This is a genomic window from Saccharomonospora iraqiensis subsp. iraqiensis (genome assembly GCF_000430445.1).
Lineage (GTDB): Bacteria > Actinomycetota > Actinomycetes > Mycobacteriales > Pseudonocardiaceae > Saccharomonospora > Saccharomonospora iraqiensis.
The window spans coordinates 136,408-158,009 of the sequence record NZ_KE387084.1 but is presented as its reverse complement, the minus strand read 5'-3'; the positions used below and the strand labels follow the sequence as shown (position 1 = coordinate 158,009).

Annotated in this window: 21 protein-coding genes; 8 read left to right on the top strand and 13 right to left on the bottom strand. The window is 69.5% G+C overall.

Features of this window, described 5'->3' with window-relative positions; genetic code table 11:
* The first annotated feature begins 187 nt into the window (after nucleotides 1-187).
* Nucleotides 188-907, top strand: a complete 720-nt coding sequence (locus ACTIR_RS0110560; RefSeq protein WP_026454255.1) for a GNAT family N-acetyltransferase — start codon at nucleotides 188-190, stop codon at nucleotides 905-907.
* Between the two features lie 165 nt (nucleotides 908-1,072).
* On the opposite strand, the gene htpG is transcribed toward ACTIR_RS0110560, so the two are convergent.
* A complete protein-coding gene (gene htpG / locus ACTIR_RS0110550) occupies nucleotides 1,073-3,010 on the bottom strand; it encodes a molecular chaperone HtpG (RefSeq protein ID WP_026454254.1) in 1,938 nt (645 codons plus the stop codon).
* A gap of 183 nt (nucleotides 3,011-3,193) precedes the next feature.
* Between htpG and ACTIR_RS0110545 the strand changes: the two genes are divergently transcribed.
* Nucleotides 3,194-3,430, top strand: a complete 237-nt coding sequence (locus tag ACTIR_RS0110545) for a type II toxin-antitoxin system prevent-host-death family antitoxin (protein WP_026454253.1) — start codon at nucleotides 3,194-3,196, stop codon at nucleotides 3,428-3,430.
* Between the two features lie 176 nt (nucleotides 3,431-3,606).
* Here the strand turns inward: ACTIR_RS0110545 and ACTIR_RS0110540 are convergent, their stop codons facing one another.
* Together ACTIR_RS0110540 and ACTIR_RS0110535 are read right to left on the bottom strand one after the other, a co-directional pair.
* A complete protein-coding gene (locus ACTIR_RS0110540; protein WP_026454252.1) occupies nucleotides 3,607-4,857 on the bottom strand; it encodes a M14 family metallopeptidase in 1,251 nt (416 codons plus the stop codon).
* Between the two features lie 138 nt (nucleotides 4,858-4,995).
* Nucleotides 4,996-6,804 carry an SdrD B-like domain-containing protein gene (locus tag ACTIR_RS0110535; protein WP_026454251.1) on the bottom strand — a complete coding sequence of 603 codons (1,809 nt, stop codon included), beginning with the start codon at nucleotides 6,802-6,804 and terminating at the stop codon, nucleotides 4,996-4,998.
* A 228-nt stretch (nucleotides 6,805-7,032) separates the two neighbouring features.
* On the opposite strand from ACTIR_RS0110535, the gene ACTIR_RS0110530 reads away from it, so the two are divergent.
* Nucleotides 7,033-8,388, top strand: a complete 1,356-nt coding sequence (locus ACTIR_RS0110530) for an MFS transporter (protein ID WP_026454250.1) — start codon at nucleotides 7,033-7,035, stop codon at nucleotides 8,386-8,388.
* Between the two features lie 111 nt (nucleotides 8,389-8,499).
* On the opposite strand, the gene ACTIR_RS0110525 is transcribed toward ACTIR_RS0110530, so the two are convergent.
* Together ACTIR_RS0110525 and ACTIR_RS0110520 are read right to left on the bottom strand one after the other, a co-directional pair.
* Complete coding sequence (locus tag ACTIR_RS0110525; protein WP_026454249.1) at nucleotides 8,500-9,780, bottom strand: choice-of-anchor B family protein; 1,281 nt, start codon at nucleotides 9,778-9,780, stop codon at nucleotides 8,500-8,502.
* A gap of 208 nt (nucleotides 9,781-9,988) precedes the next feature.
* Nucleotides 9,989-11,440 carry an alpha-amylase gene (locus tag ACTIR_RS0110520; RefSeq protein ID WP_026454248.1) on the bottom strand — a complete coding sequence of 484 codons (1,452 nt, stop codon included), beginning with the start codon at nucleotides 11,438-11,440 and terminating at the stop codon, nucleotides 9,989-9,991.
* Between the two features lie 199 nt (nucleotides 11,441-11,639).
* On the opposite strand from ACTIR_RS0110520, the gene ACTIR_RS0110515 reads away from it, so the two are divergent.
* Complete coding sequence (locus ACTIR_RS0110515; RefSeq protein WP_026454247.1) at nucleotides 11,640-12,722, top strand: ArsO family NAD(P)H-dependent flavin-containing monooxygenase; 1,083 nt, start codon at nucleotides 11,640-11,642, stop codon at nucleotides 12,720-12,722.
* Between the two features lie 80 nt (nucleotides 12,723-12,802).
* Here the strand turns inward: ACTIR_RS0110515 and ACTIR_RS22700 are convergent, their stop codons facing one another.
* The 4 genes from ACTIR_RS22700 to ACTIR_RS0110495 form a co-directional block, all read right to left on the bottom strand.
* On the bottom strand, nucleotides 12,803-14,107 hold the full coding sequence (locus tag ACTIR_RS22700; protein ID WP_052583820.1) for an MFS transporter: 1,305 nt from the start codon (nucleotides 14,105-14,107) through the stop codon (nucleotides 12,803-12,805).
* 78 nt (nucleotides 14,108-14,185) lie between these two features.
* On the bottom strand, nucleotides 14,186-15,052 hold the full coding sequence (locus ACTIR_RS0110505) for a helix-turn-helix domain-containing protein (protein WP_026454246.1): 867 nt from the start codon (nucleotides 15,050-15,052) through the stop codon (nucleotides 14,186-14,188).
* Between the two features lie 23 nt (nucleotides 15,053-15,075).
* The gene (locus tag ACTIR_RS0110500; RefSeq protein ID WP_026454245.1) at nucleotides 15,076-15,618 is read right to left on the bottom strand and encodes a DUF6879 family protein; all 543 of its coding nucleotides are present in this window, start codon (nucleotides 15,616-15,618) and stop codon (nucleotides 15,076-15,078) included.
* A complete protein-coding gene (locus tag ACTIR_RS0110495) occupies nucleotides 15,615-15,833 on the bottom strand; it encodes a hypothetical protein (RefSeq protein ID WP_007024668.1) in 219 nt (72 codons plus the stop codon). Before ACTIR_RS0110495 ends, ACTIR_RS0110500 begins: the two co-directional genes overlap by 4 nt.
* Nucleotides 15,834-16,462: 629 nt before the next feature.
* Here ACTIR_RS0110495 and ACTIR_RS22695 point away from each other — a divergent pair.
* From ACTIR_RS22695 to ACTIR_RS0110475, 4 genes are all read left to right on the top strand, one after another.
* Nucleotides 16,463-17,548, top strand: a complete 1,086-nt coding sequence (locus ACTIR_RS22695) for a JmjC domain-containing protein (RefSeq protein WP_324607095.1) — start codon at nucleotides 16,463-16,465, stop codon at nucleotides 17,546-17,548.
* A 214-nt stretch (nucleotides 17,549-17,762) separates the two neighbouring features.
* Entirely contained in the window at nucleotides 17,763-18,356 is a 594-nt protein-coding gene (locus ACTIR_RS0110485) for a hypothetical protein (protein ID WP_233345875.1), read from the top strand.
* A 153-nt stretch (nucleotides 18,357-18,509) separates the two neighbouring features.
* Complete coding sequence (locus tag ACTIR_RS25380; protein WP_026454242.1) at nucleotides 18,510-19,037, top strand: hypothetical protein; 528 nt, start codon at nucleotides 18,510-18,512, stop codon at nucleotides 19,035-19,037.
* A gap of 28 nt (nucleotides 19,038-19,065) precedes the next feature.
* Nucleotides 19,066-19,542, top strand: coding sequence for a hypothetical protein (locus tag ACTIR_RS0110475; RefSeq protein WP_052583818.1), 477 nt, complete (start codon nucleotides 19,066-19,068; stop codon nucleotides 19,540-19,542).
* A 33-nt stretch (nucleotides 19,543-19,575) separates the two neighbouring features.
* Here ACTIR_RS0110475 and ACTIR_RS0110470 read toward each other — a convergent pair whose 3' ends face one another.
* From ACTIR_RS0110470 to ACTIR_RS0110455, 4 genes are all read right to left on the bottom strand, one after another.
* Complete coding sequence (locus tag ACTIR_RS0110470; protein WP_026454240.1) at nucleotides 19,576-19,986, bottom strand: type II toxin-antitoxin system VapC family toxin; 411 nt, start codon at nucleotides 19,984-19,986, stop codon at nucleotides 19,576-19,578.
* The gene (locus ACTIR_RS0110465) at nucleotides 19,979-20,230 is read right to left on the bottom strand and encodes a type II toxin-antitoxin system Phd/YefM family antitoxin (protein WP_026454239.1); all 252 of its coding nucleotides are present in this window, start codon (nucleotides 20,228-20,230) and stop codon (nucleotides 19,979-19,981) included. Before ACTIR_RS0110465 ends, ACTIR_RS0110470 begins: the two co-directional genes overlap by 8 nt.
* A gap of 85 nt (nucleotides 20,231-20,315) precedes the next feature.
* The gene (locus ACTIR_RS0110460) at nucleotides 20,316-20,942 is read right to left on the bottom strand and encodes an HNH endonuclease family protein (protein ID WP_026454238.1); all 627 of its coding nucleotides are present in this window, start codon (nucleotides 20,940-20,942) and stop codon (nucleotides 20,316-20,318) included.
* Nucleotides 20,943-21,035: 93 nt separating this feature from the next.
* On the bottom strand, nucleotides 21,036-21,602 hold a 567-nt coding region (locus ACTIR_RS0110455), incomplete at its 5' end, for an McrC family protein (protein ID WP_026454237.1).

Below are 21,602 nucleotides of genomic sequence, written 5' to 3'. Positions count from 1 at the left end.
GCTCCACGCCCGCCCCGCGCAGCAGGCGGACCAGCTCGTCGCCGCTCGCGGTACCGTGGCCGACCGTCAGGATCCGCACGACCGGCCGCCTACCCGCTCCCGGGTCACCCGACACCCCGACCGGGCGGCACCGCCGCGGCACGTGCGCAACAGCGACCGCACCGAACCCCCGGGAGGAACACGCACCATGGTGAACCGCGACACCGCCGCACTCGACGACCCGGTGGGCGGGTCACTGCGCGGTCACCACGCACACCTCGCCCGCCGGCTGGGAGGGGCCGCCACCTACCTGCCGGACGTCGCGACCTTCGCGACACTCCCCACCGAGCCCAAGCCGGACGACTGGGCCGAGCTCGCCGGACTGCTCGGCCGGGGCGAACTCGCCGACCTGTTCAGCCACCCGGCGACCCCGCCCCCGGACTGGGAACCGGTCTTCAGTCTCGACGGCCGTCAGATGATCTTCCCCGACACCGGCCCGGCCGCACCGTCCGCGTCCGAGGCCGACAGCGGTATGGCCGCCAGCGGTGTCGTCGAACTCGGCGCCGACGACGTCCCCGAGATGCTCGACCTGGTCACCCGGACCCGACCGGGACCGTTCTGGCCGCGCACCCACGAACTCGGCACCTATCTCGGCGTCCGGGACCACGGCACGCTGGTGGCGATGGCGGGCGAACGACTCCGCCCGCCCGGCTGGACCGAGATCAGCGCCGTCTGCACCGCCCCCGAGGCACGCGGACGCGGCCACGCCGCCCGCCTGATCGAGGCGCTGGTCGCCCGCATCACCGCACGCGGCGACCGCCCCTTCCTGCACGCGGCCGAGACGAACACCGGCGCGATCGCCCTCTACCGACGGCTCGGCTTCACCACACGCAAACCGGTGACGTTCCGGGGCTTCCGGATCCCCTGACCGGTCCGGAGACGGGATCCGTCGACACGCTCACCGGGCGGCCCGTTCCGCCTCCGGATCGTCGATGATCGTGGCCGTGTCCACGTCGAGGTCCGGAAGCGTACCGAGTGGAGCCGGTTCGTCCGGCCGGCGCGCCCCGTGGCGCACCGGCCGGCTCCCGGTCCTTCACAGCGTGTCGGCCAGGGTGTCGGCGAGCAGGCTGTTGAAGCGCTGCGGGTCGGCGAGTTCGCCGCCCTCGGCCAGCAGGGCCATGCCGTGCAGCAGCTCCGCGGTGCCGACGAGCTTCGCGTCGTCGGCGTCGGCGGCATTCTGCTCGTGCGCGGCGCGCAGCCGGGCGACCAGCGGGTGCGACGGGTTCAGCTCCAGGATGCGCTTGCTCACCGGGAGCTCCTGGCCCGCCTGCTGGTACAGCTTCGCCAGCGCCGGGGTGATGTCGTAGGTCTCGCCCACCAGGCAGGCCGGGGAGGTGGTGAGCCTGCTGGACAGCCGCACCTGCTTGACGTGGTCGGAGAGCTTGTCGCCCATCCACTCGCACAGCGCGGCGAAGTCGTTGCCCTCGGCGTCGGTGGCCTTGGCCTTGTCCTCCCCGTCCTCGGAGTCCTCGGAGTCCTCACCGAGGTCGACCTGGCCCTTGGCGATGCTCTGGAAGGTCTTGCCCGCGTACTCGCCGACGCGGTCGACCCAGAACTCGTCGATCGGGTCGTCGAGGATCAGCACCTCGATGCCCTTGTCCCGGAACGCCTCCATGTGCGGGGAGTTCTCGATGACCTGGCGGGAGGCACCGGTGAGGTAGTAGATGTGCTCCTGGTCCTCCGGCATCCGGTCGACGTAGGAGCGCAGGGTGGTGAGCGCCTCGGCGTCGTGGGTGGAGGCGAACGAGGCGATGTCCAGGATCGCCTCCTGGTTGTCCGGGTCCTCGACCAGGCCCTCCTTGACCACGCGACCGAACTCGCCCCAGAACGTGTCGTAGCGGCCCCGGTCCTCGTCCATCATGGACTTCACCGAGGACAGCACCCGCTTCACCAGGCGGCGCCGCATCATCCCGATCTGGCGGTCCTGCTGCAGGATCTCGCGGGAGACGTTGAGCGAGAGGTCCTGCGCGTCCACCACGCCCTTGACGAACCGCAGGTAGTCGGGCATCAGCGCGTCGCAGTTGTCCATGATGAACACGCGCTTGACGTAGAGCTGCACCCCGCGCTTGGCGTCGCGCATGTGCAGATCCATCGGCGCGCGGGCGGGCAGGAACAGCAACGCCTGGTACTCGAAGGTGCCCTCGGCCTTGACCGGGATGGTCCGCAGCGGGTCGAGGAAGTCGTGGCTGATGTGCTTGTAGAACTCGGCGTACTCCTCGTCGGTGGCCTCGTCCCTGGACTTGGTCCACAGCGCCTTGCGCGAGTTGATCGTCTCCCACTGGCGCGTGGTGCCGCCGTCCTCCTCGCTCGTGCGCTCCACGCGCATCCGGATCGGCCAGGTGACGAAGTCGGAGTAGCGCCGCACGATCTCCCCCAGCGTGTGCTCGGAGGTGTAGTCGTGCAGCTTGTCCTCGTCGTCGGCGGGCTTGAGGTGCAGGGTGACCGCCGTGCCCTGCGGCGCCTGCGGCACCGTGTCGAGGGTGTAGGTGCCGGAGCCGTCGGACTCCCAGTGCGTGCCCTCGGTCTCCCCGGCCTTGCGGGTGAGCAGGGTGACCTTGTCGGCCACCATGAAGCTGGAGTAGAAGCCGACGCCGAACTGCCCGATCAGTTCGTTCGCCGCCGCGCTGTCCTCCGCCTCACGCAGCTTGCGGATCATCTCGCCGGTGCCCGACTTCGCGATCGTGCCGATCAGCTCGACGACCTCGTCGCGGGACATGCCGATGCCGTTGTCGCGGACCGTGAGGGTGCGCCGCTCGGGGTCGGTCTCCAGGGCGATGTGCAGGTCGTCGGTGTCGACGTCGAGGCTCTTGTCCCGGAACGCCTCCAGCCGGAGCTTGTCCAGGGCGTCGGAGGCGTTCGAGATGAGCTCCCGCAGGAAGATGTCCTTGTTCGAGTAGATCGAGTTCACCATCAGCTCCAGCAGCTGACGTGCCTCGGCCTGGAACTCGCGCGTTTCGGTCTGCGCGGACACGCACAACCTCCCCTGATAACGACGAAAACACCGTGGATCGCCACGCCGTGCGTGGCCGTCACCCACAGTATCCCCCGCCACCCCACCACCCGGTCACCGACTCCGGTGAACCGGTGCCCGCCCGGAGCGTCGACACGCCTCATCCGGTCCGGAGAGAGGCGCATTCATGGCACCCTGTTCAGTATGTGGTCCGTCAGTGTCGGTGAGCTCAGCCGGAACACCCGTCATTGCCTGGCACAGGTCCGAGCGGGCAAGGACCTGGAAGTCACCGAGCACGGCAAGGCCATCGCCGTGGTGCGCCCCGCGCACGAGCAGGAGCCACCGCGAATCCGGCCACGGATCGGGGGCTATCGGAGCGAGAGGCCGTTGACCGCGGAGGAGATCGACGCCGAGCTCGCCCACGGTCTCGGCGAGAGGTAGATCCCGGGCAGGGCGCACGCAGTGGAGTGAACCACTGGATGTGGGATCGTCGCGGGTGTCGGGGTGGCCATGCCGACGACGGGTATCGCCATGGGAAGGCCCCGGCCCACCGGGCCGGGGCCAACGCCGTGCCACGAGGCGATCGCTCAGAACGCCTGCACACCTGTTCTGGACGGTCAGATGCCCGCTTCCTGAAGGAGGATGTCCACGGCGTCGTCGTTGCGGGTGGTCTCCCGGTCGATCACCTCGTCCGGCGGGTAGAAGCCGTCCATCCCGCCGCCACTCGCCGGGTACATCTCGAAGGTGAAGCTGAAGATGTCGTGCTCGCCCCACATCCAGTCGTTGATGCCACCGTCGGTGATGTAGAGGTCGCTCGACTGCTGCGGCGTGTAGCCGTTGGTGGCGGCCATGCGGGTGCCGACGTCGGCGAACCGTTCGGCCTCCTCGCGGGTCATGCCCTCGGCCGTGTCGTCGTAGGTGTAGCCGTACGGCCACAGCACCAGCTCGGAGTAGCTGTGGAAGTCCAGGTGCGCGGTGATCTGCTGCTCACCGCCGACGATCCGGGACTCGACGAAGTCGGCCACGGCCGCCGTCTCCGGTGCGGAGAACGGTGACGACCCGCGGTAGGTGTCGCTGAACGGCCAGCCGCTGGAGCCGCCGCAGCAGCCCCACTCGTAGCCCCAGTTGCGGTTGAGGTCGGTGCCGTCCCAGCCCTGCCGGTTCTTGCGCCAGCCCTGGTACTGCCCGCCGGAGATGTCGTACTCGGCCCCGTCCGGGTTCATGGTCGGCACGACCAGGATCTCCCGGGTGTTCACCAGCTCGGTGACCGCCGGGTCGCTGCCGTAGTCGTCGGTGAACCGCTCCACGATGTGCAGGCACATCTCGGTGGTCAGGTGCTCCCGGGCGTGCTGGTTACAGGTGAACAGCACCTCGGGTTCGTCCTCGTCGACGGCCACGTTGTCGCTGATCTTCATCAGGTGCAGCGCGCGTCCCTCGTGGGACTCACCGACGCTGGACAGGCTCGCGATGTCGCCGTGCTCGGCCTCGGCGGTGGTGAGCTTGTCGGTCAGTTCGGTGTAGGTGTGGTAGTCCTCGTCCCCGGCCGGGAACTCGTCGGCGGCCGCGCGCATGTCCGTGTCCGGGTTGCGGTCGGCGAGCGCACGGTCGAAGTCCCCGGTGCGGTCGAGGTCGATCCCGTCGGCCCGCAGCCCGCGTGCCTGTTCGGGCGTAGCGACCAGGGTGACCGTGCCGTCGGCCACGCCGAGCACGTCCACCCCGGCGCGGACCAGCTGGGTGCGCTGGGCGGCGTCGGTGCCGTCCACCTCGTAGATTCCACGGCCGGTGTCGGAGGCGCTCGCCGGCACGGCGGTGGCACCCAGCAGGGCCACTCCCGCGAGCCCGACGAACACTCTGCGTATCTTCCCCATGGGATCAGGCTGGTGGTGCGGACCACACACCGACAACCGCCGAAAGTCGGGACCGGCCCCTCCGGCGGCCTGTTTCTGCCGGGGTGCCGGGGAGGGCCGTCCGGATCGACGGCCCTCCCCGTGTCACGGCCGGTCGACCTACGTCCCGGCGCGGCGGCGCCGGGTCAGCAGCACGGCACCGGCACCGGCCAGGAGGGCGGCGAGCCCCGCACCCCCGAGCGTGACGGCGTTCACCCCGGTGGAGGCGAGTCCGGCGCTGTTGTCCTGCGGCGGCTCCTCCAGGGACGGCTCCGGCGGCTCGTCCGTGATCGGGTTCTCCCCGCCGTCGCCCCCTTCACCGGGAAGGGGCTTGTCCGGTCCGGGCACGACCGTCAGCGACTGCGCCGCCCCGTCGTACCAGGTGGACACCCGCACGACGGGATTCCCGTCGTCGGCGTCGGCGAACCGCCACGGGCCGTACACCGCCGGCCGGTACAGGCCGACCGGCATCTCGCCGAACTCCGCGCGGCCGTCGTCGTCGGTGACCGCGGTCCGGATCACCTCGCCGGTGTCCGGGTCGAGCAGCCCCACCGTGGTGTCGGCGACGTAGCCGTCCTCGTCGATGATGCGGTCACCGTCCCGGTCCTGCCCGAGCAGCACCGCCGCCTCGGCCGTCTTCCCGGGCACGTCCGCGTAGGCGTACGCGGACGGGTATCCGTCGGGATACCCCGGGGAGGGGCCGAAGTCGCAGATGAGCGGGACGTATCCGTTGTCCGCCGCACTGTCGGGGACGATCCCGGTGACGGCGAAGGTCTCCGTCTCCCCCGCGCCGACGGTGACTCCGTCGGCGGCGAGGTCACCGAAGTGCTCGACCGTGTTCGTCCCGTCCAGGTGCAGCCCGGACCCCGCCCGGTTGCATCCGGCCTTGATCCCGGTCAGCGGTTCGGACCCGTCGTTGGTGAGGGTGATCGTCGCGTGCGCGAGGTCGCCGGGGGCGTAGGTGTCGTCGTCGAAGTCGATCGACGCGCCGAGCACGTCGGACAACGGCCGCTCCCCCCGGATCTCCAGGTCGGTGCTCTGTCCCGATCCGTCCACCCGGATGTCTGTGGTCGCGGGCACCACCCAGCTGGTCTGGCCATGGGTAACACGGAGGGTGTAGACCCCGGCCGGAACCTCGGTGAAGGCGAACGAACCGTCCGCGTCGGTCGTGGTGGTCCCGGGTTCCGGGGAGCCGTGGCGGGGGATACGAAGCTCCACCCCGCCCAGTCCTTCACCCGGATCGACCTCGTCGTTGGCGTTGGCGTCGCCGTAGAGGACCCCGCCGATGGTACCGGTCGTGCTCGGTGGAACGACGGACAACGCCACGGTCGCCTCGTCGTTGCCCGGCCCGACATCCCCCGGTGCCTGGACCCACACCGAGAGCTCGGGACCGGTCCGCCCGTCCCAGTCCTGGATCTTCCCGGTCACCTCCAGCTCCGCCGACTCTCCGGCCGCAAGCGTGCCCCCGTCGTCGAATCGGTCGAACTCCCCCCATTCGTCGGACTGGGCGAAGAACTCGAACCCGTCGCTCTCACCGAAGTGACCCGTCACTTCTTCGGCCGTCGCATCACCGACGTTGCTGATCGTGACGGTGACCGGGACGTCGTCGCCGATCAGATACGTCTGGTCGGGAACCGTGGCGCTCACCGCGAGGTCCGGTGCCGCGTCGGCCGGTGGGTCCTCCGGCGCCTCGTCGGCAGGCTGCTCCCCGGACGACTCCTCGGAGGAGGACTCGCCCGGCGTTTCGGTGGAGTCGCCGGGACCGGTGGTTCCGTCCGGGCCGGTGGTCTCCGCGGTGGTCGTGCCCGGTGTGGTGGTTCCGCTCGTCTCGTCGGCCGTCGACACCGGTGCGGTGACGATGCCGAGGGCCAGTACGGCGGCCGCACCGCAGACCGCCTCTCTTCGGCGGCCGCTCCTTCTCGATAGCACAGATTGTCCTTCATCGGATCGCGATTCGGTCGAAGTGATCAACATAGAGTGGTGGTGCGGGCACCGTGGGCCTTCGGCGCGGCTGTTACCGACCCGCGACACCCCCGACACTCCGGCGCGACCACCACGTTCGACGTCTTACGTCGCGGCCCCCGCCGACCTAGGATCACCGCGTCACGGACCGACCCACGTCGCCACCGCGGCGTGCCGACCGACAACGGAGTCGCGATGTCCGAGCCCAACGCCGCCGCACCCCGGCGGCGCCTGTCCACCGAGGAACGCAAAGTACTCGCGAGCACCCTCGCCGGAACCTCGATCGAATGGTACGACTTCTTCATCTACGCCCAGGCCGCGAGTCTGGTGTTCGCTCCCCTGTTCTTCTCCCCGCTCAGTGCCGACTCCCCCGGCCTGGCCGACCTGATCTCGCTGGCCACGATCGGCATCAGCTTCCTGTTCCGTCCACTCGGGGCGGTCGTCGCGGGACGGTTCGGCGACCGGCTCGGCCGGAAGAAGATGCTGGTGTTCACCCTGGTGACGATGGGTGCCGCCACGACGCTCATCGGGCTGATGCCCACCTACGGCGACATCGGCATGGCCGCGCCGCTCGTGCTGATCCTGCTGCGGATCGTGCAGGGCTTCTCGGCCGGCGGGGAGTGGGGCGGCGCGGCGCTGATGTCGGTGGAGCACGCCCCGGTGACCCGGCGGGGCCTGTTCGGCGCCTACCCGCAGATCGGCGTGCCCATCGGGCTGATCCTCGCCACGGGCGTGTTGTGGCTGCTGACGACGGTGACCACGACGGAGCAGTTCAATGCGTGGGGCTGGCGCATCCCGTTCCTGTTCTCCGCCGTGCTCGTCCTGCTCGGGTACCTCATCCGGCGGGCGGTCGAGGAGAGCCCGGTGTTCCAGGAGATGCTGCGGCGCCGGAAGGCGTCGTCGGCGCCCCTGCGGGACCTGCTGCGGCGCAACCCGGTGCAGGTGCTGCTCACCGCGCTGATCTTCGTGGCGAACAACGCCGCGGGCTACCTCGTCATCGCCTACTTCCTCTCCTACGGCATCGAGACACTCGGCCTGCCGCGATCGTCGGTGCTGGTGGCGACCGTGCTGGCCGCTGTCGGGTGGCTGGCGTCCACCCTCTACGGTGGCGCACTGTCCGACCGCATCGGCCGGGTGCGCACGTTCCAGATCGGCTACGCGTTCGTGTTCGTGTGGATGCTGCCGCTGTTCCTGCTGCTCGACACCGGGCACATCGTGGCGTTCGGCGGGGCGATCCTGGTGCTCACCCTCGGACTCGGCCTGTCCTACGGCCCGATGTCGGCGCTGTACGCGGAGATGTTCCCCGCCCCGGTGCGCTACTCGGGGGTGTCCATCGGCTACGCGTTCGGTGCGATTCTCGGCGGTGCCTTCGCGCCGACCCTCGCGGAACTGTTGATGCAGGAAACCGGCTGGTCCGGCTCGATCGGCGTCTACATCATGCTGCTGTCGGTGATCTCGTTCGCCGCGGTGACGGCGGTGCGCGAGACGAAGGGCGTCGACCTCGGCGTCACCGGGTCCGCCACGACGCGGAGTGCGGAACCCACGTCCTGAACGACCGGGCCGACACGACCGTCACCTGGCGATAACACCGGAGCCGGGGACCCTGCCCACGCGGTCCCCGGCTCCGGTCTCACCGGCACCGTCTCCGGTCCGGCTGTCCGGTCAGTCGGTCACCCGCAGCACGAACAGGCCGCGGTCCATGCTGGAGACCCCGACGACGTCCCGCTTGAAGTACGGGTAGTTGCTCCAGGTGCCGCCCTCGAAGGAGGCGTTGTCGTTCTCCGGGTACAGGTCGAAGTAGCCGACCTCCTTCAACTCGCCCTCGTCCACCTTGCCGGTGTGGTAGACGCGCAGCCCCGACGTGTAGTTCGAGGCGAACGCGAGCTGCCGCTCGGTGTAGATGTTGTGGTCGATCGAGGTGGTGTCGTTGTCGAACGACCCGGTGTGCCGGGGGGCGTCCAGATCGGTCATGTCCCAGACCCGGGTGCGGGTGGTGTTGCCGTGGTCGAGCTCGTCCAGCTCGTCACCGTGCAGGAAGTGCCGCTGGTCGGGGGTGAACCAACCCTGGTGGCTGTAGGCGTCGCCGGAGTAGGACATCCGCGCCAGCACGGTCGGGGTGAGCTTGTCCGTCACGTCCACCACGGACACGTAGTTCCCGTCCGCGGCGGCGTTCGAGTTGACGCAGATCTCCCGGCCGGCGTAATCGGCGTCCGGGCCGTGGTAGGTGACGCACTGGGTGTCGTGGATGTATCCGTGCCCGGCGAAGCATCCGGCGAAGCCGGGCGAGGTCGGATCGGAGATGTCGACCATGTGCAGCCCGCCGCCGCAGGTCGAGGTGCCGACCGCGTAGGCGTAACCGGTGTCTTCGTTGATGGCCAGGTTGTGCGCGTTGCCGAACCCGGCGTAGTGCGCGTCCGCGTCGAACGTGCCGCTCTCGTCCCGCAGCCGGGTCAGGTCGAACACCTGCATCCCGTGCGGGATCTGTTCGGACACGACGAAGGCGTGGTCGTCGAACACCTTGATGTCCCGCCACGAGGTGCGCTCCGACGTGGGGACGTGCCGGGGCAGCATCCCCACCACGCTCGCCTCGCCCGGGTCGCTGATGTCGACGAACACGGTGCCCTCGCCCCCGCCGATGATGGCGTAGTCGCGCTGGGTCTGCGGGTCGGTCCAGCCCCACATGTCGTTGGCGAAGCTCAGCCCGAGATCCTCGAGCCAGAGGTGGTCCACCATCTCGACGTTGTCACAGGCGTAGGTGTCGGCCGCCGTGCCGTCGACACACTTCGCCTGCCCGTCGGGTGCGGAGTCGAGTTCGGCCTGCCGCTGTTCCATCGTCGGCGGCGAGACGGCGTCGAAGGACTGTTCGTGCGCCGCGGCGGTCGGCGCACCGAGAATGGATGCCGCCAACACCACGGTCGCCGTGGTCGCGAGTGTCGCTCTCATGTGACCTCCGGTCGTCTTCCGCCGCGGACGGTCGTGTCCGCGGCAGAAGACACCCAACAGTTACCGGCCCCCACCGGACAAGCCACTGTTCGGGCAACGCCCGTGTTGCTTTCGGTAGGTCACGCCCGTGCGGTCGGCGGCGTGGCGCACCACCCAGCGCGGGCGGTGTGCTCCACGCCGCCGGCCCACCTCCGGCGACCGGCTCGCCTCAGCCGGTCACCCGTGCCCCGGTGTGCAGGGCGACGCCGTCGTGTGCGCCGACGTCGGCCTGGAACCAGCCGTCCGCGTTGACCTGGTACGTCGGCCCGGTGCAGCCACCGTCCACCGGGTCACCGTGCAGCACGTCGCAGTAGGCGCCCTGCGGCAGGTCGGTGGCGAACCACCGGCCGTCGACCGGCCCGGCCCGGTCGTTGAGCACCACGTAGCCGCTGTCTCCCCGGCCGAAGGCGATGGTGTCGCCGCCGTTATCCCACCACCGCGTCACCGGCGCGTCGCCGACCTCGTTGTGGAAGCCGACCATGTTGCGGATCGGCTGCCAGGCGTGCTCGCACTGCCAGGCCGCCGAGGAACAGTCCGCATCGGTGGTGTTGCCCGCGCCGTCGGACGGCGGACCCTGGTCGAAGTCGGTGAAACCGTAACTGCTCATCACCCGCGGCGTGCCGACCGGCCAGGCCAGCATGAACGCGTTCGCCAGTGAGAATCGCGCACCGTCGCGGAAGGTCAGGGTGGAACCGCCGCGCTGACTGTCGTGGTTGTCCACCCCGGCGATCACCTGGTCCGACGGCACGGCGGTGCCGAAGTCGCGCAGGTAGGCCAACCGTTCGGAGTCGAAGATCCGGGCGAGGTCGCGGGCGTAGCGCTCGTCGTAGACGTCACCGTTGCCGAGGTACTCGTCCGGGGTGACCGGCTCGCCCGCGCCGTGCAGCACCTCCTGGTAGATGTAGGCGGGGCCGTCCAGCCGGTCGAGCACGGCCGCGACGTCGCCGGCGGCCATGTGCTTGGCCGCGTCGACGCGGAACCCGTCGACCCCGAGCGAGAGCAGGTCGTTGAGGTAGGCCCCGATCCGGTCCCGGACGTACGGGGCCCCGGTGTCCAGGTCGGCGAGGTTGAGCAGTTCGCAGTTCTGCACCTCGTAGCGGTCGTGGTAGTCGGCGATGTCGTCGTCGCCGTTGCGGCCGCAGTGGTGGAAGTCGCCGTAGCCGTACCCGGCCTCGGGGTACTCGTAGTGGCAGTAGGACGAGCCGCCGCTGCCGGTGCCGCACTCCTCCTGGCCGGTCATGTGGTTGAACACCACGTCCGCGTAGACCTGCACCCCGGCGGCGTGGCAGTCGGCGACCATGGCGGCGAACGCCGCGCGGTCGCCGCGCCGGGTGTCGTCGAGGCTGTAGGACACCGGCTGGTAGTCCTGCCACCACGGGTGACCCTCGTCGCCGAGGACGACGTGCTCGGACGGCGGGGACACCTGCACCGCCCCGTATCCAGCGGGGCCGAGCGTGTCGCGGCACTCGCGGCCGACGCTGTCCCAGTTCCACTGGAACATCTGCGCGATCACGTCGCGTTCCCCGGACGGCGCCGCCGCGGCCGGAGGTGGTCCGCCGGGTGACGGAACCGTCAACAGCGCGGCCACCAGGGCGACCGCGACCAGGACACGTGGGAACATCCTCGAACCTTTCGTGTTCGTGTGCTGGGAACGGCCACCGGTGGTGCGGGTATGACAGCGGACCGGACACGACCGAGTCAAGAAACTTGCAGAAAACTTGCAGAACTCGGGCGCGCGAGGCGCTGACCTGCACATCCGCGTCGGCGTCTTGCAACGCACGCCGGGCAGAACAGGTGATGAGACCGGAGGAACGGACGCGATGACCGGCACCACCGACGTGGTCGTGATCGGCGGCGGGCAGGCCGGCCTGGCCGCGGGCTACTTCCTGCGCCGCACCGGGCTGAACTTCGTCGTCCTGGACGCCGCCGCGGCTCCGGGCGGCGCCTGGCGGCACGCCTGGGATTCGCTGCGCCTGTTCTCCCCCGCCGAGCACAGCCCGCTGCCCGGCTGGTGGATGCCCCGACAGGACGGCGAGCCCTACCCCACCGCGGACCACGTCGTCGACTACCTCGCCCGCTACGAGCGGCGCTACGACCTGCCCGTCCACCGGCCCGTCCGGGTCCGCGCCGTGCGCGAGGCCGGGAACGGACTGGCGGTGGAGTCGGACCGGGGCACCTGGCACGCACGCGGGGTCGTCAGCGCCACCGGAACCTGGGACGCGCCGTGCACCCCGAATGTCCCCGGCCGCGGGGAGTTCGCGGGCACGCAGTGGCACACCGTCGACTACCGCACCCCGGAGCCGTTCCGCGGGCGACGGGTGGTGGTCGTCGGCGGCGGCAACTCGGCCGCCCAGATCCTCGCCGAGGTCTCCACGGTCGCCGCCGACACCCTGTGGTGCACCGCGCGCCCGCCCCGGTTCATGCCCGACGACGTGGACGGCCGCGTGTTGTTCGACGTCGCCACCCGCCGCCGCGCCGCCCGCGAGGCGGGCACCGGATCCGGCCCCGGCGTCGGCGACCTCGGCGACATCGGCGACATCGTGATAGTGCCGCCGGTGCGCGCCGCCCGCGACCGGGGTGTGCTGCGGGCGCACCCGATGTTCGACCGCCTCACCCGCGACGGTGTCGTCTTCGACGACGGCGGTGAGTACGCCTGCGACGCGGTCGTGTGGTGCACCGGCTTCCGCCCGGTTCTGGACCACCTGACCGGGCTGAACCTCTCGTGGCGGGACGGGCTCCCGGTCACCGACGGCACCCGCTCGGTCGACGAACCCCGGCTGCACCTGCTCGGCTACGGCGACCGGACCGGCTTCGCCTCGGCCACCCTGATCGGCGCGGGCCGCACGGCCAAACCGGCCGTGGCCGACCTGGCCGAGCGCCTCCGCGCCGACGGAACACGATAGCGCCACGCAGTCGGGACGTACCAGTTCCTGGCCCGCCGCCGACGGACCGAGCGGCGGCGTGGGCGCGGTGACCGGGTGTGTCAGGCGATGTCGTGGGCCTCGCGGACGCCGCCCCGCGGCCCGAGCGTCTCCCGCACCCGCAGGGAGAAGACGAACCCCACGACGGCCAGCACGAGCGGGATGCCCAACGCCACCCGGTAGTCGCCGAGCGCGCGTGCGGAATCCCCCGCGAGCACGTCCAGCACCGCACCGAAGACTGGTTGGATGAGCCCGGAGGCGAGGAACGCGCCGACGTTGACCACGCCCAACGCGGTCGCGGCCACCGCGGGCGGGAACGACTCCTTCACCGCGGCGAACCCGACCACCACCTGGGAACCCGCCAGGCCCACCAGCACGTACAGCACAATGGCCGAGACGCCGGGTTCCCACGGCGCCCACACCAGACCCGCCCAGCCGAGCAGCGCACTCACCGAGCACGCCAGGATCAGCGGCCGTCGCCGCCCCATCCGGTCCGACACGAACCCGACGGCGAGGTTGCCGACCCCGTACACCGCCAGCGCCACCGTCGTGTAGAGCGCCGCCGACCGGTTGTCGAGGTCGAACGAGTCCCGCAGCATCGGCACACCCCACAACCCGGAGAAAGCGTAGAAGGTGCCGTTCGTCCCGACCACGGCGAAGAACACCGCCCACAACTGCCTGCTGCGCACCACATCCCGCAACACGCTCCCGCCGGAACTGCCGTCCCCGGACGGGGCCGGAGCCACCACACGCGGGAAACCGCGGGCCTCCGGCGTGTCCCGCACGGTGAACCAGGCCGCCACCGTGACCACCATCGACACCACACCGACGGTCAGGAAGATCGACCGCCAGGACAGCACCGACAACAGACCCGCCGACGGCCCCTCGGCGAGGATGCTGCCGAGGTTGCCGACGAACATGGTGAGGCCGGTGACGAGACCGTAGCGGTAGGCCGGGAACCAGGTCGCGTTGAACTTCATCAGCCCGACGAAGATCCCCGAGGTTCCCAGCCCCACCAGCATCGGCCCGAGCAGCGCCACCCCGTAGCCCGGCGCGACGCCCAGGACGACGGTGCCGAGCGCGGTGACGGCCCCGCCCGCGCACACCACCAGCCGTGTCCCGTACCGGTCGATCAGCACGCCGACCGGGACCTGCATGGCGGTGTAGACCCAGAAGTTCGCGGCCGCGAACACCCCGAGCTGGGCCGCCGAGAGGCCGAACTCGGCACCGATCGGCGCCGAAAACGTGGCGGGCGAGAACCGCTGGAAGAAGCCGATCGTGAACAATGCCAGCAGCAGGCCCAGCGCCACCGCACGGGCCCACCTGAACCGGCTGGAGCTGTGGTCCCGCCCGACGACCGTGTTCATCGCGACGCGCTCGCCGTCACGTCACACGCGACTCAGTCATCGGAACCGACGTCGCCGTCCAGCGCGACATCCAGGGAATCACGGCGTATCCCGTACACGGAGGCAACCCATCACTCTATGCAACAACGTCGCGAGTTCGTCCCCCATGACCGCAGTCTCACGAAGTCGCTTGAAGTGTTCCTCGTACGCAGCGACCTCTTCGGGTGAATCGAGACGTTGCTGCGCGGTCATAGATTCGATGAGGACGTGGTCGTCGTAGAGTAGGAAGTTCGTCAATGGAAATATCGGCATGGTCACGGCGAAGGGAATGACACCGACCTCGACCCCAGCCAGCCCTGTCAGGGCCAGTAGTCGGTCGAGCTGCCCGAGAAGTGTCTCGGTCGTTCCGAAACGGGTGTGAAGCGCGGCTTCGCCCATGACAACCTGGATCTTGTGGCGAGGATGGTAAAGGACATGCTGGCGTTCCATGCGCCTACCGACCACTTGATCGATCTCTTCGGAAGGGACACCTGACGCGGCCGGACCGCACGGATGTGCGAGCACCTCGCGAGCATAGGCCGCAGTCTGCAAGATCCCCGGGACCATCGCGGGTTGGAACTCCGCGATTCGTGTGGACACCGCATCAGCCTGTGCCGTCGTCTCCTGTTCGGCCACCGCGCCACCGTGTCGCTGATACCTCTGTTGAAAGGTCGCGTATTCCACGCGAGCAGCACTCGCCAACGTGTAGAGCTCGTCGAGTTGGTCTTCGCTCGCGCCGACCGCCTCGGCCCACTGCCGCAGATCGTCATCGGTGGCGCGCTGGGCGCCCTGTTCCAGCTTGGAGACTCGGGTCTGGTGCCATCCGAGATGGCGAGCCAACGCACTGCCGGACGGGAACACAGCAGCGCGCAGCTCACGAAGTCGTCGCGCGAGCAGCGCTCGCCGCGGCGGGATCGAAGCCGGCACGCCGCTGTGTCCTCCAGTTCAGATCAACGCGGGTGGTAGTCCTGCCACAGTACTGATTGAGCCAGTGCGGCATCGCGGACGGTACAGGCCTCGACGACCTGCCGCGGATCAGCCACGTGCTGAGCACCCAGCCATTCGCCGCCGTGCCCGTACCGCATCGACCACAGACTGCGCCCATCGACGAGCCAGAAGTCCGATTCGGCCGGTACGTCAGTGGGCCAACACCCCTCGCTCACAGGGATGATCCGCACCTCCTCCCCTGCCAAGACGTTCGGCTTGTAGGAGGCCAACTCGAACCGTAGGTAATCGGTCAGCGGCTCTCTGACGACGTGTACGCGCTGCGCTCGGCATCCCTCCCGGATCCGCTGGTCGATCCACTCGCACCATGCGCGCAGCTCGTCCGTACGTGGGAGGGAACCGGTGCGCCGCCACTCCGCGAAGGCCTCATCCTCGCTGCTGCCGGAGTAGCGTTGAAATGTCTCCAGCCGGAACAGTGAGTAGCGAAAGTGCGCCAGTTCCCGCCGCAAGGCGTTGACGCCCGGCCGCGTGTCCTCAGCTGTGGTCACGAGGGACCTTCCTGGTAGAGCCGGGCGGCCTCCAGGATGATCTCCGGCTTGATCAGTACTCCACCTTCGCCGGGCAACACGTTCTCCATGTTCGCGAACGTGTCGGCATCCATCTCAAGTCCTTGTACCGCCATCATGCCGTTCCCCGCGAGATACACGGACTGACAGCCGGTGGGGTTCGACTCAGGGTCCTTGCAGAGCTTCCGAAGTCGCATAACAGCCTCCCCAGGTCTTCGTGACTGCGACCAAGCCATCATCGCTTAACACTGGGTTGATGTCCAGACCTATACGCCCTCTAACCTCAAACTAACCTTGCGTTCCTAGCAATCAAGCAGTAGTCTGGCTGCTACGCACAGTCAATCCCAAGCAGCCCAAGCAGCACGAAGGCCGGGCTGACAGGCCCCGATATGCAAGCAGGGACATGAGTCCCGAATTCGCTGGCTCGAGTGACGAAGAAGGTGAGGACATTGGAGCACCAGGAGAGCCCTCTGGTCGAGGCACGTCGACTCGACGTTGTCCGCGATCGCGTTGATCTGACACACGGAGATCCGTCCACCTCGGCGGGCGGGGACGGGCACGGAGACGCTGGTGGTGACGGGCTGAACATCCCGGAGTAGAAGCGCAACCATGATTTGGGCGGGGCAGGCCGAAAGATCAGTGTCGACCTGCCCAACGCCTCCATCCGGACGGAGTCATCGTGCGACACAGATTGGTCGACTCGATCGAGACAGCTTTCGGCTGGGAAGGCCCCCAGCCACTCGGACACACATTCGCACTCGGCACACTACCGAGCACCGGACTCAGCGCCCGCTTGTTCACAGTGACGCGACTCCTTGACACCGTCATGCGGCGCTCGCTGTCATGGCCGCAATTCCGATGCTTCGTCGGAGGAGAAGAGCTGCATCCGGATTCCTACACAGCTACTTCCTCCACGCGACGCGGCCAAAGCTTGTCGATGGCGAGGATGGGCCGACTCGGGACACTCATGCAGTCGGGATGCACGATCGTCCTTGACTCACTCGACACTTTCGATCCGACGCTGGAGGTCGCATGCCAAGCACTCCAATGGTGGTCACACGAGCTGGTCCAGGTAAATACCTACCTGACCACGAACGACGCGGCAGGTTTCGACCTCCATTGGGACGATCACGACGTGATCGTTGTGCAACTCGGCGGCGAGAAGGGTTGGGAGGTCAGGGGACCGTCTCGACCGGCGCCCATGTACCGGGATCACGAGCGCAACGATACGCCGAGCGACGAGATCGTCTGGTCCGGGACGCTTTGCGCGGGCGACGTGATGCACATTCCGCGTGGCCACTGGCACCAAGCGACGCGCGTCGCCCGCGGCGACGGACACAGCCTGCACGCCACCTTCGGTTTCGTGAAGCGAACCGGCGTTGACTGGCTTACCTGGGTCGTCGACCAGACCCGCCGACACGAGATGTTCCGGCGCGACATCGACCGGTGGGGAACCCACCCGCACGTATCAGCAACAACCCACCAGCTCAAAGACCGGCTGGACACTCTCATCGAGGAACTGCCACAGTCCCGTTTTCTTTCCGCCCGTGAGGCCGAACGGCCTGCCCGTCGACACGTTGCGACCGCCGGCATTCTCGGACCACCGGAGCGCCTCGTGTGCGTCACGGAATTTCCACCCCAGATCGACACCAGTGGAGACAACGTCGTGGTGACGGCAGCAGGCAAGGAACTGACCTTTGTCCCTGAGGCGGAACCAGCTCTACGGAAACTGCTGTCCGGCGAACCCGCCAGCGTGTCGAACCTCAACCGGGACACCGAAGCCGACGCGGAGGCGATCGTCGGTGCTCTCCTCGACGAGGGCATCTGCGCCGAGCTGACACCAGAACTCACCGCCGGTTACACCGGGCTGGTTCCGAACGTCGAGGACGGCGGCACCGTTGGCGACGCTTGACCTCCGCGGGTTCCAGCTCGACGACGTGCTTATGCACGCGGAGGGGCGGCTCGGAGTCCGTCTCGATCCCGCGTCGGCCGTCTACGGCGAGTCGGGCGCGACCGTGGGTTTCGCGACGGCCAGCGGAACCTGGGTCCGTCTCCGACGCCGAGCTCGAGACCGCATACACAGCGCCGCGTGGGTCGGCCTCGAAGCGTCGGCGACCGTCCGGGGAGTGCGGAAGCCCGCCTGGCACCAGAGTGCGACCTGGACCGACCGCGACCGGGACCTCGTGTGGCGCGCGGACGAGATGGAGTTGATCGTCGCGCCGGTCGTCGACAATCCCGCCCACGCGGGGGCGCTGCCGGCTTCCTGGTGGGTCCGGATGCGCGAATCGCTTGCGGCCCTGGCCGCACATGAGACCGAACGGGTGGGAATGAGCCAGCGGCACGTCACGCGGAGGGTCCGGGAGGTGTTCGGGTCCGCCGTCGATGTGACCGTGGACGACTGGACGACCGCGCACACGGACCTGCACTGGGGAAACGTGACGACCGAGGCCCAGCTGCTCGACTGGGAGGACTGGGGACTCGCTCCGGCCGGGCTGGACGCCGCCACGCTCTGGCAGGCGGCACTCCCGTTCCCCGCCGTCGCCGCCCGGGTCGAGGACGAATTCGCCGCGGAGCTGACCACGCGATCGGGGCGAATCGCGCGACTGCTCCAGTGCGCCAACGCGATCCGCGCGGCAGGGCGGCTCGGACACCTGACTCCATTGTCCCGACCAGCGACCGACGCGGCCCGTGAACTCATTGCGAGCCTCAGATTCGAGTGATCATCGGGTAATCCGGGAGCGAGCCCACTTGTCTCGATACGTATCTGTACGTATCCGCGTCGGGCCGCCCGTCTCGGGCGCATAGGTTCCCCACTGCGAAGCCTGCAACCTGCGGGATCGCGGTCCTGTTGGGAAGCCCCGGAGGGGATGCTCATGATCAGACGTGACCGGGAACTGCTCGTCCGGCTCGGCCGGGTCAACCGCCACCCGGGGGCGGTGGTGGTCGACCTACTGCGCCGGCAGGACGGCGGCGAACTGCCGCCCGAGGGGCTGCGCTCCCTCGCCGACCATTTCGGCGCGTTGTCGGCCGATCTCCGCGCACGGGCGGCCGAGATCGACCGTCACCCCGCCCACACCGGCGGCCCCGCGCTGAACACGCGGCAATGGGCGGCGCTGGAGGACGTGCTCGCCGAGATGTGCGAGCGCACCGACGGCTCGCTGGAGGACCTGCACGACCGGGGCCGCGGTGTCCTGGAGACCTGCCGCCCCACCGCCCTGCCCGCTGCCGCACCGGGCGACGACACCCCGGCTCTCGCCCAGCACATCCACCGGGTCATCGGCGTGCTGGCACACCTGGCCGAGGCGGCACCGGACGACCGGCGCGCCGCCCGCACCGCCGCCTTCGACGTCGCCCACCTCGCCCGCTGCCTGTTCGCCCGCACCCGCACACCACTGACCTGACACCACACACCGACCTTCGAGGACACCCATGTCCACCACACACGCCGTCCCACTCCCCGCCGCGCCGCCGACTCCCGTGCTGCACACCCCGCCCACGGCCGAGCAGATCGAGGCCCTCACCCGGATCCTCGTCGAGGACCGCGACCCGCACCGCGCGGCCGTCCTGCTGCACGCGGTCAGCCACCGCACCGGTGCCTGGTCCGGCGAACACGGCGGCGACGACGCCGACCCGGAACGTGCCGCGATCCGGGCCCTGCGCCGACCGCCGCAGGACGACCTCCCGGCCGCGCTCCTGCGCATCGCGCGGGCGATCGACGCCGAGACGGAGGTCTTCTACCACCGACAGGACCTCGGGCACACCGACGCCGATCCGGCCCTGCGGAGTATCGCCTTCCGGGTGCTGGAGTTGGGCTTCACCATCGCCGGACACGGCGGCGTCGACGCCCGCGCCATCGAACGCACCGTCGCGGAGGCGTTCGACCTTCCCGGACACCGGCCGGCGTGAGACCCCCGACGACACCGTCGGCGGTGTCCATGACTACACAGCGATGATGGTCACCAACTCGTCGAGCCCCGCGAAGGCCGACGGGTTGCGGGTGACCAACGGCCATCCGTGCGCGCCGGCGACCGAAGCGATCTGGAGATCCGCCAACCGCCTTCGAGGCTGACGTCCGTTCGCCCGGACCCGGGCATGGATGTGACCGTAGAAGCGTGCCGCCTCCGCGTCGAAGGGAAGCGGTACGAAACTGCTCTCGACCCATTGCAGGCGCCGCAACCGCGCGGACCGTGTCTCGTTAGTCGCCCCGGCGGCCACCCCGGCGGACAACTCGGCCAGCGTGATGGCGCTGATGTACAACGCCCCGTCGGGCAGGGACATCGGATCGAGCCCGTCGCCCACATCGATCACAACGTTCGTGTCCAGCAGGACAGGCGAAAGCGACTCAGTCATCGAACACGACGTCGCCGTCCACCGCCACCTCGAGATCCGCCCGCAACTCCTCCGCATCGACCGTGGGCAGCGTCGCCACCGCGGCGGCGACCTCGGCACGCGTCCGGTAGGCACGCCCCTGCGCCGGGATCACCTCGGCCGTGGGCGTGTTGCCACGCACGACCGTGAACCGCTCACCGCGCTCGACCCTGCTCAGGATGCGAGAGCTGTGGTTACGCAGCTCGCTCGGGGTAATGTCCGGCATGAGCATATGCTAGCAACTTTGCTCATCCACTGCGCGCGGGTGAGCCCGTCGACGGCATGCGTCGAGGCTGACCTACCCCGCCCCGTCAGCAGGTGGCGAGCATGTCCTCCAGCGCGGCGGTCTCCGCGGTGGTGACGGTGAGGTCGTAGACGTACTTCACGTTGACCCACGACCGCGCGTACATGCAGTGGTAGCCCGTGTTCTCCGGCTGCCACTCCGCCGGCCCGGCGTCGCTCTTGGAGAGGTTGCTCGACCCGGACACCGCGATGAGCTGCTGGGTGTCGAGATCGTTGGCGAAGGTCTCCCGGCGGTACTCGGTCCAGTACCGCGCGCCGGTGCGCCACGCCTCCGCCAAGGGGACGACGTGGTCGATGTGCACCTGGGAGTCGTCCGAGACCCACTCCGCGTCGTAGACGCTGTACCAGCTGCCGCTGGTGGGCTCGCAGTACTCGTCCACGGTGACGTTCGCACCGTCGCGCAGCAGCACCGTGTCCCGCGTGTCGCAGGTGCCGTCCCGGGGTTCCCAGTGCGGGAACAGGTCGCGGTCGTAGCCGTCCATCGACCCGTCCGGCGCCACCGTCAGCTCGGCGAGGTGGTCCCGGGTCACCGCCTCCCCCGGCGGGGCGGGCGGATAGGCCGCCGCGGGTTGGACCAGTGGCCCGGCCACCAGCACCGCCGCGGTGACACCGACGAACACGGACACACGACGCATCGCGGGCCTCCCCGACCTGTGGCGTACCGGCCGGGTCCGAGCGTGCCCGGCGACGGTCGCGGGCGGAACCGACGGAGGTCGGGAGTCCGCCGATCACGACGCGACGAGTCGCCGCGCCAGCGTCCGCACGTCGTCGAGCAGCGCGGCGGGTGGCTGGTCGAGGTCGAGGGCGTGCTGGTGGATGGTGATGCCCGCGTGCCGGACACGGTGCGCGGCGTGCGGGGCCTCGCCACTGGCGTAGACCAGGTGGCCTTCCGGCAGGTTCAGCGCGGTGCAGTAGGCCAGCATCTGATACAGGTCGGCGTTGGGGTATCCCGAGGGTTTCTCCGCTTTGTACTTGGTGTCGGCCACTCCCACCGGGGTGCCGTCGCCGGTGTGCACGACGAAGTCCGGGGTGAGCTCCACCCTGCCCCGCTCGTCCAGGTGGTAGCGGGACGGAGCGGCGCGGGCACCGCGGTAGTCGCCGTGCCCGGCGAGCGCGTCCCGCAGCGCGGCGGTGACGAAGTCCTCGAACACCCGCGCCAGGTCGAACAGGAAGCCGTGCACGGTCACCTCGCCGGGCCGGTGCTCGACCGACGCCCCGCGCAGCACGAGCTCGGCCAGCCGCAGCGCGTCGTGGTAGCGGGCGTTGAGCCGGCTGGGCCGCCAGGTCGGCAGCGG

Excerpts from the sequence above, each read along its gene's own strand:
- ACTIR_RS0110475 (WP_052583818.1), top strand. The coding sequence starts at position 19,066 with ATGTCCACCACACACGCCGTCCCACTCCCCGCCGCGCCGCCGACTCCC.
- ACTIR_RS22695 (WP_324607095.1), top strand. The coding sequence starts at position 16,463 with ATGCGGCGCTCGCTGTCATGGCCGCAATTCCGATGCTTCGTCGGAGGA.
- ACTIR_RS0110520 (WP_026454248.1), bottom strand. The coding sequence starts at position 11,440 with ATGTTCCCACGTGTCCTGGTCGCGGTCGCCCTGGTGGCCGCGCTGTTG.
- ACTIR_RS0110465 (WP_026454239.1), bottom strand. The coding sequence starts at position 20,230 with ATGCCGGACATTACCCCGAGCGAGCTGCGTAACCACAGCTCTCGCATC.
- ACTIR_RS0110530 (WP_026454250.1), top strand. The coding sequence starts at position 7,033 with ATGTCCGAGCCCAACGCCGCCGCACCCCGGCGGCGCCTGTCCACCGAG.
- ACTIR_RS0110545 (WP_026454253.1), top strand. The coding sequence starts at position 3,194 with ATGTGGTCCGTCAGTGTCGGTGAGCTCAGCCGGAACACCCGTCATTGC.
- ACTIR_RS0110540 (WP_026454252.1), bottom strand. The coding sequence starts at position 4,857 with ATGGGGAAGATACGCAGAGTGTTCGTCGGGCTCGCGGGAGTGGCCCTG.
- ACTIR_RS0110460 (WP_026454238.1), bottom strand. The coding sequence starts at position 20,942 with ATGCGTCGTGTGTCCGTGTTCGTCGGTGTCACCGCGGCGGTGCTGGTG.
- ACTIR_RS0110560 (WP_026454255.1), top strand. The coding sequence starts at position 188 with ATGGTGAACCGCGACACCGCCGCACTCGACGACCCGGTGGGCGGGTCA.
- ACTIR_RS0110495 (WP_007024668.1), bottom strand. The coding sequence starts at position 15,833 with ATGCGACTTCGGAAGCTCTGCAAGGACCCTGAGTCGAACCCCACCGGC.
- ACTIR_RS0110470 (WP_026454240.1), bottom strand. The coding sequence starts at position 19,986 with ATGACTGAGTCGCTTTCGCCTGTCCTGCTGGACACGAACGTTGTGATC.
- ACTIR_RS22700 (WP_052583820.1), bottom strand. The coding sequence starts at position 14,107 with ATGAACACGGTCGTCGGGCGGGACCACAGCTCCAGCCGGTTCAGGTGG.
- ACTIR_RS0110525 (WP_026454249.1), bottom strand. The coding sequence starts at position 9,780 with ATGAGAGCGACACTCGCGACCACGGCGACCGTGGTGTTGGCGGCATCC.
- ACTIR_RS25380 (WP_026454242.1), top strand. The coding sequence starts at position 18,510 with ATGATCAGACGTGACCGGGAACTGCTCGTCCGGCTCGGCCGGGTCAAC.
- ACTIR_RS0110515 (WP_026454247.1), top strand. The coding sequence starts at position 11,640 with ATGACCGGCACCACCGACGTGGTCGTGATCGGCGGCGGGCAGGCCGGC.